Origin of the sequence: Mycobacterium sp. DL440 (assembly GCF_011745145.1) — a bacterium.
Lineage (GTDB): Bacteria > Actinomycetota > Actinomycetes > Mycobacteriales > Mycobacteriaceae > Mycobacterium.
In genome coordinates, this window is the sequence record NZ_CP050191.1 from 5138003 (window position 1) to 5152183 (window position 14181).

Below are 14181 nucleotides of genomic sequence, written 5' to 3' on the forward strand. Positions count from 1 at the left end.
GTGTAGCGGGTCTGTGTCCCAGAGGTGGTCGAGGTGGGGTGGGGCAGTTCGGTCGAAGGTGCTGTCCCAGTATGCGTTCCAGTCGAAGTCCCACTCTGAATCCGGCTCGAACTCCAGGCCTGTCTCGACCACCGGCACGTCCCAGTCCGGGTCTGGGTCAAGCACCGGCACGGGCCAGAGCTCTGGGTCTGTCTCAAGCTCCCACTCCCGTTCGGGGTCGGTGTTCAGCTCCCGCACCGGCTGATCCTCGGGTGGGGCCAGGAGCAGTTCGGGGCGGTGGTGGTAGTTGATGCGGTTCTGGCCGTGGTCCAGCCCCGGCGGCGGCTGCCATTCGACCTCCCCGCGGTCGTTGATGGTGGTGGTGTAACCGCCATCGGCGTCGACCAGCCGATTGTCGGGCCCACACGCCAGGGCCATCTCATCGACGTTGGTATGCCCGCCGGCAGCCCAGTCGGCCTCTCCGTGGTGGGCTTGACAGCCGTAGGCGCCCACCGTGCAGCCGGGTTTGGTGCACCCCCCGTCACGGGCGATGAGCATGATGCGTTGGGCCGGGCTGGCGACACGGCGGGCCCGGAAATAGTTCAGGGCCGCACCGGTGGCCTGATCGAAGACCGCCAAGTAGTGACTGGCGTGGGCGCCCATGCGGATGACGTCGCGGATCGGGATCTTGGTGCCCCCGCCGCTCACCCCGATCCCGGCGCGCGATTCGAGGTCTTGCAAGGTCGTGCGGACGATCACCGCCACCGGTAATCCGTTGAGCTGACCCAGATCACCGCTCATCAACGCGATCCGCCCGATCACGAGCAGCGCGTCGTGCTGGCGTTGGGCCAGGGTGCGCTGATCGTTGTCGATCTGGGCTTGGGTGGGAGTGCCGGAGGTGCAGGGTTGCTCGTCATCCGGGTTGCACATGCCCGGGGCGGCGAACTTGGCGAACAACACCTCCCACACCGCAGCAGCTTCGGGGGTCAGATTCGCCGTCAGCTGCGTCATCGCATCCCGGCCCTGCTTGCCGACACGGACCCCGCGTTTGCGGGCACGTTCGGTGTCGTCGGGTTCGGGGCCGTCCTGGTCGAGCAGGAACAGGCGCAACTCGGCGGTGTCCTTGAGTTCTTTGGGGCCTACCCCGACCGCGACCCGGACCAGGTCGGCTTCGAACTGCTCGCGGGTCACCTGGTCGACGAATCCCGGTAGCCGGTGCACCGCATCGCGCAGCACCCGCACGTGATCGGCGTTGATCAACCCCGCCGCCTCAGCGGCAGCGACCACCGGCAACACCGCAGGCAAGGGTTCCCCGGTCAAAGCGCGCCGCGGCCCCAACTCGGCAGCCTCACCCAACCGCCGGCCGGCTTCAGCGGTAGACAACCGCCAGCGGATCCGCAGGACCTCGTTCCAGGTTTTGGCGCCCAGCTCCTGCGAGGTGGCCTCGGCCTGCAACTGCGCCAACATCCGATGCCCCACAGAGGGCATCTGACAGATCAGCGTTTCGTACTCGTCGAGCACCGCGACCAGCTCAGCGCGGGTCAACGAGGCAAAGTCACACGCAGCGAACGCGTCGAAAGCAGCGCGTAACCCCGCTACCGCCTGGACCGCACCCGCCTGCATGATTCGAACATACATTCGATCACCGACAAGTGCGGCCGCCGCACACTAGACCCGGTCCGGCGCCCAGTACTCCAGCATCTCGGCGAAGGTCTCGAACGCCGGCTTCGACACCCCGTAGGCCGCCTCGAGGTGGATGCTCAGCGGGAAGCCCAGGTCGGCCACCCCGTCGATCACCCGTTTGTAGAGGTCGACCATCGACTTACGCTTCTCAGCCGGGTCGAGTTCGGCCAACCGGCTGACGAACTCCTGCTCGGCGGCCACGGCCTCGTTGCCCGGGTCCTGGATGAGCCAGTTGATCAGCCCGACCTTGGTCTCCATCTTCGGCACGAAGCCGAAGGACAGCAGGATCTCGGGCCGGTGTTCGGTGGTCTTGGCGAACTCGGTCAGGAAACCGACGATGGCGTCGGAGTACAGCAGCTGCGTCATGCCGTAGGTCGCGCCCTGGCCGCACTTGAAGTTGAACCGGCCCTGCTCGCCGTCGCGGGTAGGGATCAGGATGGCGCCGCGGTTGGGCACCAGCTCCTCATAGGTCGACAGGGCATCGGTCGGGGCCACACCCTCGCCCTCGCCGTCCTTCATCGTCCGGGGCACGCCGACGAAGGCAATGCCCTCGAAACCCGCCGCACTCAGGTCGGTCAGGCGCTTGCCCAGCGCCTCGGAGTCCAGGAACGAGGTGACCTGTGTGCACAGACCGCGCATGCCGGGCAGCTCGGGCCGGAGAATGTTCCAGTAGTCCAGGACATCCATCCGTGGCTTCATCTCGATCGGACGGTCGTCGTCCTCATCGATCATCCCGGGGATCATCACGTGGCGGATCCGGCCTTCGATACCGGTCTCAGATGCCAAGGCGAGCACTTTTCGCGCCTCGTCAACCGGGTACTGCACACCGCGATCAAGGGTGGGCGGGACGAGTTCCAGCGCGATGGTGTTCAGAGGCACCTGATTGCTCCACACTCTCATTACATTCAGACACGGCGTCACGGGCGGCATTGACCATGACCGGCCGGTCCACCCACCCTACGGAGCCAGACCGGCGACCACACAGGTACCTCCGCTAACCCGGCAGCGCGGCATCGTTCGCCGCATTGCCCGCCGCGTGGTAGACCACCTGCATGGCTGAGCGCGTCACATTCCCCAGTTCGACGGGCCCGATGCTGGCCGGGGTGATCGATCGGCCCGATGGACCGGTGCGCGGCTGGGGCGTGTTCTCGCACGGCTTCACCCTCGGCAAGGACTCTCCGGCCGCCTCGCGCATCTGCAAACAGCTGGCTGCCGACGGCATAGGAATGCTGCGCTACGACGCACTCGGCCTGGGCGGATCCGAGGGCGACTGGGGTGACGGCTCGTTCACCCACAAGGCCCAGGACATCATCGAGGCCTGCAAGTTCATGGCCGAGCGCGGCACCCCGGCCGACATCCTGATCGGACATTCGTGGGGCGGTTCGGCCGTCATTGCCGCGGCCCGACGATCACCGGGTGTCCGGGCCGTGGTGACCGTGGGCGCACCGTTCGATCCCACACACGTCGAGCGCCAGTACGACGCGGTGATCGAGCAGGTCTGCGCCGAGGGCAGCGGGCAGTGGATGGTGGGCGGGAAGACCCTGACCCTCAAACGCGCCTTCGTCGAGGATGTCCGGGCCGCCGAGCTGCGCGACAAGATCACGGCCCTCAAGATGCCGCTGCTGATCCTGCACTCCCCGACCGACAACACCGTCGGCATCAAGAACGCCAGCGACATCTTCTGGGCCGCCCGCCATCCGCGCAGCTTCGTCTCCCTGGAAGGTTCCGAACATCTGCTGACCGGGCCCGGGCAAGCCAAACGCGCCGGCAGAATCATCGGCTCCTGGGCCGACGCGTACCTCGGCGACGCGTGATCGGATCGCTCGGCGTGCGATAGCGTCACTACATGTCTGACGCAGCCACTCAGATCGCGTTCGTGCAAGCCACCTGGCATCGCAGCATCGTCGACAAGGCCCGCGAGGGGTTCACCGAACAGATCGGCACCCATGGCATCGCCGTCGATGCCCTGGCGTTCTTCGAGGTCCCCGGCGCGTTCGAAATCCCGCTCACCGCAAAGCGTCTGGCCCTCACCGGGCGGTACCGGGCGATCGTCGCGGCCGGACTCGTCGTCGACGGCGGCATCTACCGCCACGACTTCGTGGCCACCGCGGTGATCGACGGGCTGATGCGCGTGCAACTCGACACCGACGTGCCGGTGTTCTCCGTCGTGCTCACCCCGCACCATTTCCACGAACACGACGAGCACATCGACTACTTCACCAAGCACTTCGTCAAGAAGGGCGCGGAGGCTGCCAACGCCGTCGCGGCCACCTTGGCGCTGCACAGCTCGCTGGATTAGTCGCGCACCAGGGCGTCGCGGCCGGCTCGGATCATGTCCTCGCGTGCCACCACCTTGACGCGTTCGCGCGCCTGCACCTCGCCCAGCGACATCTCGTGAGCATCAAGACGTTCCCACTCCGCCCACGTGGTGTAGTCGACATCGTTGGCCGCCAGATGCGCGAGTATCGCGTCAGGATCGGTGGTTTCGGGGGCCCGCAGGCCGGGCAGGTCGTTGAGCAGGCTCGCGACGGTTTCGGCCGCGTCGGATTTGGTGTGTCCGATCAACCCGATCGGTCCGCGTTTGATCCAGCCCGTCACGTAGGCGGCGTCGATCAATGCCCCATCGATATCGAGCACCCGTCCCGCGTCATTGGGCACCACGCCGGCGTGGTGGTCGAACGGCAGATCCGCCAGATGGGTAGATAGATAGCCGACCGCGCGGTACACGGCTTCGACCGGCCAATCGGTGAATTCTCCGGTCCCCCGGACATTCCCGTCCCCGCGAAGTTCGGTGCGCTCGGTCCGCAGTCCCTCGACCCGGTCCGTACCCAGCACCGCCACAGGCGACTGGCACAGATGCAGATGAATGCGGTGCGGTGCGCCCGTCGGCTCACGCTGCAGATACTTCATCATCGTGTCGACTACGAGTCTGGTCGACTTGCTCGTGTTGATGGCCTGCTGGCTGGCTTCATCGATCTCGAAACCCTCGGGATGGACGACGACGTCGATGCTCGGCGAGTGCGACAGTTCACGAAACTCCATGGGGCTGAACTTGATCTGGGCCGGCCCGCGACGGGCGAACACGTGGACGTCGGTGGCCTGATTGGCGGCAAGGCCCTGGTAGACGTTGCCGGGAATCTCGGTGCCGAGCTGCTCATCGGCCGGCTTGGCGAGCACCCGGGCGATGTCGAGTGCCACGTTGCCGGCTCCGAGTACCGCGACGTGCTTCGCCGTCAGCGGCCAGGTGCGGGGCACGTCGGGATGTCCGTCATACCAGGACACGAAGTCGGCGGCGCCGTAGCTTCCCGGCAGACCGATGCCGGGGATCTCGAGCGCCCGGTCAGCGCGCGCACCGGTGGAGAAGATCACGGCGTCGTAGTGGCAGCGAAGATCGGCCAGTCGGAGATCCGTGCCGTAGTGGACGTTGCCGATGAATCGCACGCTGTTCTCGTCCCGGGACAGCACCCGGCGCAGGGCCTTGATGATTTCCTTGATCCGCGGATGGTCCGGGGCGACGCCGTAGCGCACCAGTCCGTACGGCGCAGGCAACCGGTCGAATACATCGACCCGCGCATCCTCGTACTCCTTGGTCAGGATGTCGGCGGCATAGATGCCCGCGGGACCCGCGCCGATGACTGCTACCTGGATCTTCCTCATGACCACCCTTACGTATTTAGGTAAGGCAAGCCTAAGTAGATGCACGGTTCCCGCAAGTCCTCCCCTACGAGATCCCTGTCACGGTGCGGTGGCGCGCCGGACGTGTCCGGCGATGTGCTCGTAGGCCTTCCGGGTGACGTCGACGTTGTCGCTCATGATGTTGTAGCCGTGGTCGACGTCGGGCACTTCGTAGTACTCGGCCAAGGCGCCGACCGCGTCGAGTTTCTGCGCGTAGCGCCACGCTTCGTCGCGCAGCCTGTCGTACTCGGCGGTGACGATCAACGCCGGGGCGATGCCGTCGATTCCGTCGGCGTTGGCACCCCAGGCCGGGGACGCCAGGCGGTCGCTGCGTTGGGCACGATCGGGGATGTAGGCGGTGTCGAACACCTCCCCCATCCACGGCTTCAACACCGCCTTGGTGCCGACCGGGGAATGCTTGTCCTTGGTGGCGGTGACCAGATCCAGCGGTGGATAGTGCAAGACCTGTAGCGCGATCCGCGGCCCGCCGTTCTCGAAGGACAGCCGCGCGGCCGCCGCGGACAAGCTGCCGCCCGCGCTCTGCCCGCCGACGCACAACCTGCTGCCGTCCCAGTCCCGCTCGGGCGCCGCGGCCCAACTCAGCACGTCATAGATCTGTTCGGCCGGGGCCGGAAACCGGTGACGTGGTGCGAGCACGTAATCGACGTTGACCACAACGACATTCGCGTGTTCGGCGAGGAAACGGCACCACGGGTCGTCCTGCTCTCGGTGCCCGACGACGAAACCACCGCCGTGCACGTTCACGTACACCGCGGGCTTGTCCTCACCGGCCGCCGGGCGATAGACCGTGGCGGCAACGTCGCCGTGACGGGTCGGGATCTCGATGAGCGTTGTGCGGCCCGGTATTTCGGGGAACCGAACGTCACGCATGGGCCCCGGTCTCACCCCTACGGAGAACAACCGGGCAAGGGCATCTGCCAGCATCGGCGTGGACAGTATCGACACGGTTTTCCACGCTACCAATAGCGAGTGAGCGAAGCGGGTCGCTCTTTGGCGTCGCCAGTTCCCGGCGTCGCCAGCACCGGCACTGTGCCGAGTACCGGCGAATCCCCCTGTCACCCCCTGCTTTCCGGAGCCATGGTCGGATGCGTCAACCGCCGCGCACGCTCTGTGAGTTCAACCACGCGAGGTACGGACCGTGTGCCGCGGCATAGCGATCGGCGATCGGCCCCTCCCGCGAGCCCGCCCGCCGCCCGCGGGTACTCGATCGCCTGGTCGTGCCACGCACCCCTTGCGACCAGCACCGATGCTGGGCTGGGCGACTGGGCAGCAGCGCAGAGTGCACTTCGGGAGGCGTCGCGAAGCCGCCATCCGACCAATTCCGGATCACTCAGGCGATCATTAACATGAATTGGGTTCACATTATCCATGTGCGACGATTTGCGGGTGGTCACCCACAAGCCCCTAAGGCGCCGCCAACCAGTACAGGAGCGCAGCAGACGACGCGTCGAGCGAATCCGTGCCGCAGCGCTCGAGCTGCTCGAGACCCAGGGCGTCGACGCCGTCACCACCCGCGCCATCGCCCATCGCGCCGATGTCCCGGTCGCGACGGTGTATCAGTTCTTCCCCAATCGCGACGCGATCCTGCAGGAGATCGTCACCGACCACCTCGACCGGCGCGACGCCGAAGGCGCAGCGGTCCTGGCCGCACTGGCGCCGACCAGCCTGTCCGAGGTGGCCCACGGCATCTTCGAGTTCCATTACGAACACCTGCGCAACCACCCGCACCTGGTCAACCTGCACTACACCAGCCTGGCCAGCGGACAGCTCGCCGATCCGCGCCTGCGCCGGGCCGAGTTCGCCAACGCGCTGCATGCCGGCCTGCTGCATTGGGGGCTGCTGCGCGAAGGCACCGATCCACTCGTGACCATGGTCGCCGTCGAAATGGGTGATCGCTTGCTGGAGATGGCTTTTCACGCCGGCCCCGAGAAGGACCGGGCGATCCTCACCGAGGGACAACAGGCGCTGACGCAGTACCTGCAGTCCTACGCCGCACCCGCCGCCTGATCAAAGCCGCCGTCACGGAACTGCTTGGCCAGTGCGAACCGGGTGAGCGTGCCGACGAACCGATCGAGGTCGGCGCGTCGGACAGCACGCAGGCCGGCGCCGGCGCCCCATCGTCTGTCGCAGCGTTCGAGGATCACCACGCCCACCGGCTCGTCGAAAACCGGGATCGCCACCCCTGGCGCGCTCACATCGGACCAGCCCTCGACGATGTGCACCTGCAGACGCCTGCCGTCGACCCGCCGGACCCGCAGCGATGTCGCCGTGACGGTGACCGCGACCGTGGTGGTATCGAAGTCGCCGCCGATGCCGACCTGAACGACTTCGTCGACGAGCGGAACGGTGAGGCGGGTTGTTCCCGGCCTGAGTTGGTCCAGCAGCCGGTCCAGATCAGACGGTGGCAGGGACGACGAACACGCACGCATACCGTTAATGATTATCATTTTCATCAATTGCCCTCAACTTCGCGGGCAAGTGCGCTGCTCAGCGGGGTCAGCGACGGGCGCTGCCGCCTCCGACTTCGGCGGCCAGTGGCGGCGGCAACGGCGTCGTTGGCGTGGGCGACGCCGCGGCCGGAGCGGGAGCCGCACCGGGAGACTTCACCGAATCCTGTGCCGCGGGCGCACCCGGGCGGTGGAAGTCGACCATCGCCTCCTCGCGGATCACCTTCTCCCCCACGCTCAGCACCAGCGACTTCGCCGTCACCAGGTATTCGATCCCGGCATTCTCCACCCGGAACGCGCCGTCGTCGTTGCGGGTCGCAGGCACGATCAGTTTGGCGCCGTCGCGCAGGCGGACACCGCGGTACTCATACTTGCCGCCCGACCCGGAACAGATCGCCACCCTGGAGGCGTCGGTGCTGCCGAACAACACAGTCGCCTCCGCACTGGCACACCGCGCCGTGGAGTCGACGTACCCGCGCGCATCATTGGCCGGCGCGGCCGAAGCCGAGGGTATTCCCACCGCGAGCAACGTGACACCCGCCGTCACCGCAGCGGTGAGACAGCGACGCGGGGACCAGGTACCAGACATCGGTACCACTGAACCACGGCTTTGCTGCTTACGGTGGCGTCAACCCCGAGACAGCGCCGAATCGTTAGGTCCCCGCAATACAACCGGATCTGCCGGGGAGAACACGACAGGGATCCGGCGGTAGCCCCGCGTCACGGAATTGCCATGGAACACCGGGGTGCCGCCGGGGTCCACGGTGACATCGGGCATCCGGGTCAACACCTGCTCAAGTCCGATGGCGAATTCCAGACGGGCGAGGTTGGAACCGAGGCACCGGTGTACTCCGGCGCCGAAACCGAGGTGGCGGTTGGCCGAGCGGTCCAGCACGCAGCGGTCCGGATCGGGGAACTGGGTGGCATCCCGGTTGGCCGCGGCGTAGTTGAGCACAACGGCCTCGCCCGGGCAGAGCCGCTGTCCGCTCAATTCGACGTCCTTCGCCACGGTGCGGGGCAGGCTGTGGATCGATCCGGCGAACCTGACGAACTCCTCGACAGCCCTCGGCAGGATCTCCGGCTCGGAGATCAGCCGGTCGCGTTCGCCAGGGTGGGTAGCCAGGTAGTGAAATGCGAAAGACATTGCGCTGGCGGTGGTTTCGAGACCCGCCTGGACCAGCAGGATGGCATTGGCGACGATGTCGTTGAACGGCAACGGTTCACCGTCGATCTCGGCGCGCAGCAGCACGTCGATCATGTCATCGCGCGGAGGTTCGCCGGTGCGGGCCGACACCGCATCGTGCAGATGCTGATAAAGCCGGCCCCAGGCCAGCATGCGGTCCTGCTCGACGGCGCCGTTGAGGGCGGTGTCGACCAACTCGAGGCACAACGGGACGTCGCCGACGGGCATGCCGAGCAGATATTTGAAGAACACGATGCCGGGTTGCTGCCAGGCGACCCGGGCAAGATCCCCTTGCCCCTGTTCGATGAACGCGTCGATCAGCAGGTCGGTCTCGGCCCGGATCTGCGGTGTCAGAGCCTTCATCCGCGCCGGGGAGAAGTACGGGTTGAGCACTTTGCGGAACTTCTGCTGCCGCGGCGGGTCGAGGGTGATCACCAGGTCACCGCCGGCCTGCCGGGCGCCCTCGGGGGTCGGGTTGCTGGAGAAGTGCTCCCAATCCTGCGCAATCCGATAGCACTCGTCATAGCCCAGTGCGACCCACGCACCGTCGGTGGGGAAGAACGGCGCCTCGGTGTGTGTGATCGGCGTCTGTTGGCGCATCACCGAATACACCTCGTACAACAGGTCGTGATCGTTGAAGTCCTCGTGGCGCAGGTCCCAGTTACGCGCGTGCTCGTCGGGCGACTTGGGCATCTACTTGCCCTGTTCCTGGGTCTGGCGGGCCACGCGTTCCTCGTGACGGCGCACCAGCTCGCGGAAGCCCAACCGGTCATACTTCGGCGTGGGCTGGATACCCCACTCATCGCGGGCGGTGTCCTTACCCTCGGCACCTTCGGGAGGTCCGAACATCGGGTAGGGGTGCTTGCATTCGAGCGTGTCGTCGGAGTAGCGGACCTTCAGCAGCTCGCTGCAGATCTGGGTCATGCTCAGCGTCGGATAGCCGTAGTAGACAGCCATGAAGGGCAACGTGAACGCGCCTTCGACGACGAGGGCGACCAGGCACACCAACACGGCCCGCTTGATCCATTTGTGCATGTTCGCGTAGTACGGGGTGGTGCCCGGCGGTAGATCCTGGGCCGGGTCTGTTTCAGTGCTCTCTACGGGGCTCGACACAATGCGCTCCTTGGAAGATATTCAGTCGGAGAAGATTTCGCGGTTGACCGTGTGCAGGTAAGGGATCGCCAGGAACGGCGTGATGTAGAAGATGTCGTAGAGCCACCAGCCGATCACGGGGAAGATCACCCCGGCGTAGCGGACGTCGGCGAACATCGTCATGTTGAAGACATAGACGCACCAGATCACCACGCCCATCCAGCAGGTGACGATCATCCACTGGTGGCCCCAGCGCTTCATCTGCAGGAAGCCGATGGCGGCGGCGCAACGCATCGCGAAGACCGTGATGATCATGCCGAACACCATCGACTTCTCACCCGGCCCAGCCGAGCCGCCGACCCACAGTTCGTTGTAGTGCCAGAAGTAGCCGGCGTCGAACATGTTGCCCCAACCGACCATCAGCACCCGGTTGATCAGAGTGTGGTTGGCCACCAGGTCCAATGCCCACCCCAGGCTGTTGAGCGCACCGTCGATCAGCACCAGGTAACCGATCAGCGTGACGATCATCGGCCGCACCGACAATCCCGCGCGCTGGGCCTGGCGCTGCAGCCAGACCCCGCGCATGAAGATCGGGAACCCGATCAGGCCCGGAATCCACATGCCCATCAACAGCGCCCCGACGATCATCCACTTGTCGGCCCGGCGCTGGGCGAGCCGGGACTCCTCGTGGTGATCTTCGAGGGACACCGAAGCTTCCTGGGACAGTGGGAGACTCACAGCTCCCACCAACCTCGGGCGAACGACATGTACATCTGGATGCAGAACATCGCGAACAGGTAGCCGTAGATGACCACCTGCAGAACGATCAATGCCCGCTTGCGCTTTCGCTCTTGTTCGTTCATCAGAATCCCTTTCCTGGAGGTTGCGTCGAGCCGTCGAGCAGACCGGCCGCCGCGACTTCGCGCAGCCCGTCGTTGATGGCCCCGTCCGTGCTCAGCGGTGCCAGCACGCAGGCCTCGGCGGCCTCCAATTCGGAGGCGCCTTCCGCGACCAGCTGCGCGGCAGTGACCAGCACGCGGGTCGAGGGCGGCTCGAAGTGGAACGCGGCGTCGGCGCTGCGAATCGCGGTGGCGCAGGCCACCAGGCGCGCTGCGGTATCACGGCCCACACCGGTTTCCGCGACAATCACCGCAGCCTCGCGCTCGGGCGGCAGATAGGCCATCGGCAGGGTGACAAACCGTTGCCGGAATGAGGGTTTGAGTTCCTTGAGCGAGCTGCGGTAGGCCGGGTTGTACGAGCACACCAGCATGAAGGTCTCCGGGGCAGCCACCACCTCGCCGGCCCGATCGAGGTACAGCGCACGACGATGATCGGTGAGCGAATGCAGGATGGCCAGTGAATCGTGGCGGGCTTCGACAACCTCATCGAGGTAGCAGATGGCGCCGGCCTTGACCGCACGGGTCAGCGGCCCGTTGGTCCACACCACGTCGCCTCCGGTGACCATGAACCGGCCGACCAGATCCGAGCTGGTGAGGTCGTCATGGCAGCTGATCGTCACCACCGGGCGCTGCAGCAACGCGCCCATGTGCTCAACGAGGCGAGTCTTGCCGCAACCGGTAGGCCCGGTCAGCATCACCGGGATCCGGCGGGCGTAGGACTGCTCGAACAGCTGAATCTCGTTGCCGTTGGCGAAGTATGTGGTTGGACCCGCTCCGGCGGCGACCATGTGCCCAGTACTCATTCAGTTCCTTCCGTCCTCACGCCGCGACCAACTCGCGATGAACATGCGCCAGCACGCGCGGTAGCTCCTCGACGCGGCGGATCCGTTGGGACCGCCGGGGTCCGAACACCTCGGGCAACGGGTCGACGCGGGCCGGCCCGACGCCCACGTAGTACACGGCGACACCGGCGTCGTTGGCCTCCTCGACCGCGTGCGCGGTATCCGCCCAGGCGTAGCGGCCCTCGTAACCCTCGTCGGAGATGAGCCCGTCGCCGATGACGATGAGCAGACGCCGCTCCGACGGTTGGGCCAGCAGCCGACTGGTCAGGTGTCGCACCGGCGCGCCCAGGCGGGTGTATCCGCCGGTGACCAGTCCGGCCGCACTCGGCGGGACGAACCGTCGATCCTCGAAGTCCTTGAGACACTGCACTTCCACTCGGTGACGGGTGTTGCCGGTGAACACGAAGATGCCGTGACGCTCCCGGGCGTGGGTCATCGCCTGGGACAACGCATCCGCACAGGCCAATTCCAGCCGGAAGATCCGCCCACCGTGCACGCCCAGCGACGAACTGCCGTCGAGGAGCAGCGCGGTGGACACGTCCCGGCTGGTGGGCAACAACTCCCGGAACACCCGGGGCTCTCCGGCTTCGCCGGTGGCCAGGTCGATGTGGTGGCGGACATAAGAATCCACGTCCAGGTCCGAGCCATCCTCCAGACGACCGGTCATCGCCCGGTGGGTGTGTTCGGAGAACCAGGCCCGCAGATCGGCCGGCACCGGCGCAGACTGGCGGCCGCGCGGGGGCTTGGCGTGCTCGACGACGGCCACGTGATCGCGCAGGAAACTGTCGGTCCACGCGTTCCACTCCGGATACGGAATTCCCGGCCGGTGCTGCGGGGTGACGTCGAGATCGTTGTCCTGCGGCCGGCTGGGCGGCGGGAGGTTGGGATTGCGCACTCCGCCGTCCCCGCCGACCGGCACGGAATAGGGTCTGGGCAGGCGCTTTTGGGTGCTGGTCCACGGCATCCGGCCGAACCTGCGGCGCAACCCGTCCGTCAGTCCGGCCGGCGCGGTGTGGGCCACGGGCAGCCGGCCCAGCAGCGCGTCGACGTCGAGCGGTCCGCCGCCGCGGGCCAGCTCCACCGCCCGTCGCAGCATTTCGGCGGCCGGCAGGTCGGCATCGGAGGATTCCAATTCCGGTAACAGTCTTCGGATTTCGGTGACCAGGCCGGGCCACCGGACGGCGATCCAGGCCAGCGCCACCTCGGCCTCGACCAGGGTCAGGGCCTGCAACTCCCGGCCGGACAGCTCGCCCAGCCGATAGTGCACCAGCCGGTCCTTCGACGGCGCGCACTGCAGTGCCACACCGCAGGTCAGCGATCGCCTGGTCCACGTGGTGACGCCAGGCGGGTACGGCACGTGCACAAAGTCGAGTGCCGCGTTCAGCCCGAAAGCGCGGTGCTCACCGGTGACCAGCCGCACCCCGGCACGGCGGCCGCCGCTGAGCGCAACGGCGGTCAGCGCGCAGCTGCGCTCGACGGTGATCGCGTCGTTGTCGGCCATCGGCTCAGAACGTGCCGATGTTCGAGAACATCCAGTACCAGAACCAGATGATCAGGGCGGTGCCGCCCCAAGCGCCGATGTAGCGGCAGATCTCCCAGAGCATGTGCCCTCCTCGTCGGGTAGAAATCTCTGACTTCAGTCAATATTTGTGCACTCAGTCGGTGAAGATCTCGCGGTTGACCGTGTGCAGGTAAGGGATCGCCAGGAACGGCGTGATGTAGAAGATGTCGTAGAGCCACCAGCCGATCACGGGGAAGATCACCCCGGCGTAGCGGACGTCGGCGAACATCGTCATGTTGAACACATAGCCGCACCAGATCACCACGCCCATCCAGCAGGTGACGATCATCCACTGCTGCCCCCAGCGCTTCATCTGCAGGAAGCCGATGCCCGCAGCAATCCGCATGGTGAAGACAGTGAGGATGAGGGCGACCTCCCAGGCCTTCTCCCCCGGCCCGCCGGCGCCGCCCACCCACAGCTCGTTGAAGTGCCAGAAGTAGCCGGCGTCAAACATGTTGCCCCAGCCAGTCAAAAGCACTCTCGCCAGCAGGGAGTGGTTCCCGATCAGGTCCAGCGACCAACCCATCGCGTTGATCGCGGCGTCGATGATGACCAGGTAGCCGAGCAGGGTGACCATCATCGGCCGCACCGACAGTCCGTCACGCTGCGCACGACGGAGCAACCACACACCGCGCAGGAAAATGGGCAGCCCGAAGATGCCGAGGACGGCGCTGCCGATCAGTAGCGATCCGACGATCAGCCACTTGTCGGCCTGTCGTTGTGCAGTCCGGGACTGCTCGTCATGGTCGGCAGAGGCTTGGCCGCGCAGGCCGTCGCCGCCCGCGATGGCGGTGCGACG

Annotated in this window: 16 protein-coding genes; 3 read left to right on the forward strand and 13 right to left on the reverse strand. The window is 66.3% G+C overall.

Features of this window, described 5'->3' with window-relative positions:
• Positions 1–1617 (reverse strand): HNH endonuclease signature motif containing protein (locus tag HBE63_RS25065; RefSeq protein ID WP_166907247.1); only part of this gene is annotated, 1617 nt, incomplete at its 3' end.
• 30 nt (positions 1618–1647) lie between these two features.
• Positions 1648–2562, reverse strand: a complete 915-nt coding sequence (locus HBE63_RS25070) for a mycobacterial-type methylenetetrahydrofolate reductase (protein WP_371814811.1) — start codon at positions 2560–2562, stop codon at positions 1648–1650.
• Positions 2563–2714: 152 nt separating this feature from the next.
• Between HBE63_RS25070 and HBE63_RS25075 the strand changes: the two genes are divergently transcribed.
• Positions 2715–3476, forward strand: a complete 762-nt coding sequence (locus HBE63_RS25075; protein WP_166907249.1) for a S9 family peptidase — start codon at positions 2715–2717, stop codon at positions 3474–3476.
• 32 nt (positions 3477–3508) lie between these two features.
• Complete coding sequence (locus HBE63_RS25080) at positions 3509–3961, forward strand: 6,7-dimethyl-8-ribityllumazine synthase (RefSeq protein WP_166907251.1); 453 nt, start codon at positions 3509–3511, stop codon at positions 3959–3961.
• On the opposite strand, the gene HBE63_RS25085 is transcribed toward HBE63_RS25080, so the two are convergent.
• A complete protein-coding gene (locus HBE63_RS25085) occupies positions 3958–5319 on the reverse strand; it encodes an FAD-dependent oxidoreductase (RefSeq protein WP_166907253.1) in 1362 nt (453 codons plus the stop codon). The genes HBE63_RS25080 and HBE63_RS25085 overlap by 4 nt on opposite strands.
• 78 nt (positions 5320–5397) lie before the next feature.
• Positions 5398–6303, reverse strand: a complete 906-nt coding sequence (locus HBE63_RS25090) for an alpha/beta hydrolase fold domain-containing protein (protein ID WP_166907254.1) — start codon at positions 6301–6303, stop codon at positions 5398–5400.
• 423 nt (positions 6304–6726) lie between these two features.
• On the opposite strand from HBE63_RS25090, the gene HBE63_RS25095 reads away from it, so the two are divergent.
• On the forward strand, positions 6727–7365 hold the full coding sequence (locus HBE63_RS25095; protein ID WP_243858270.1) for a TetR/AcrR family transcriptional regulator: 639 nt from the start codon (positions 6727–6729) through the stop codon (positions 7363–7365).
• On the opposite strand, the gene HBE63_RS25100 is transcribed toward HBE63_RS25095, so the two are convergent.
• From HBE63_RS25100 to HBE63_RS25135, 9 genes are all read right to left on the reverse strand, one after another.
• The gene (locus tag HBE63_RS25100; protein WP_166907256.1) at positions 7344–7787 is read right to left on the reverse strand and encodes a hypothetical protein; all 444 of its coding nucleotides are present in this window, start codon (positions 7785–7787) and stop codon (positions 7344–7346) included. The genes HBE63_RS25095 and HBE63_RS25100 overlap by 22 nt on opposite strands.
• Before the next feature lie 67 nt (positions 7788–7854).
• Complete coding sequence (locus HBE63_RS25105) at positions 7855–8394, reverse strand: hypothetical protein (RefSeq protein WP_166907258.1); 540 nt, start codon at positions 8392–8394, stop codon at positions 7855–7857.
• Positions 8395–8433: 39 nt separating this feature from the next.
• Positions 8434–9681: a cytochrome P450 gene (locus HBE63_RS25110; RefSeq protein ID WP_166907260.1), complete on the reverse strand. Its 1248-nt coding sequence runs from the start codon at positions 9679–9681 to the stop codon at positions 8434–8436.
• Entirely contained in the window at positions 9682–10023 is a 342-nt protein-coding gene (locus HBE63_RS25115) for a hypothetical protein (protein WP_243858778.1), read from the reverse strand.
• A 99-nt stretch (positions 10024–10122) separates the two neighbouring features.
• The gene (locus HBE63_RS25120; RefSeq protein WP_371814812.1) at positions 10123–10818 is read right to left on the reverse strand and encodes a hypothetical protein; all 696 of its coding nucleotides are present in this window, start codon (positions 10816–10818) and stop codon (positions 10123–10125) included.
• Positions 10815–10943 carry a hypothetical protein gene (locus HBE63_RS31750; protein ID WP_256367889.1) on the reverse strand — a complete coding sequence of 43 codons (129 nt, stop codon included), beginning with the start codon at positions 10941–10943 and terminating at the stop codon, positions 10815–10817. Before HBE63_RS31750 ends, HBE63_RS25120 begins: the two co-directional genes overlap by 4 nt.
• Positions 10943–11782, reverse strand: coding sequence for a CbbQ/NirQ/NorQ/GpvN family protein (locus HBE63_RS25125; RefSeq protein ID WP_243858271.1), 840 nt, complete (start codon positions 11780–11782; stop codon positions 10943–10945). The genes HBE63_RS31750 and HBE63_RS25125 overlap by 1 nt, the downstream gene beginning before the upstream one ends.
• A 16-nt stretch (positions 11783–11798) precedes the next feature.
• A complete protein-coding gene (locus tag HBE63_RS25130) occupies positions 11799–13322 on the reverse strand; it encodes a nitric oxide reductase activation protein NorD (protein ID WP_166907262.1) in 1524 nt (507 codons plus the stop codon).
• Positions 13323–13476: 154 nt separating this feature from the next.
• Positions 13477–14169 (reverse strand): hypothetical protein, encoded by a 693-nt coding sequence (locus HBE63_RS25135; protein WP_243858780.1) that lies wholly within the window; start codon positions 14167–14169, stop codon positions 13477–13479.
• Positions 14170–14181 lie beyond the last annotated feature (12 nt).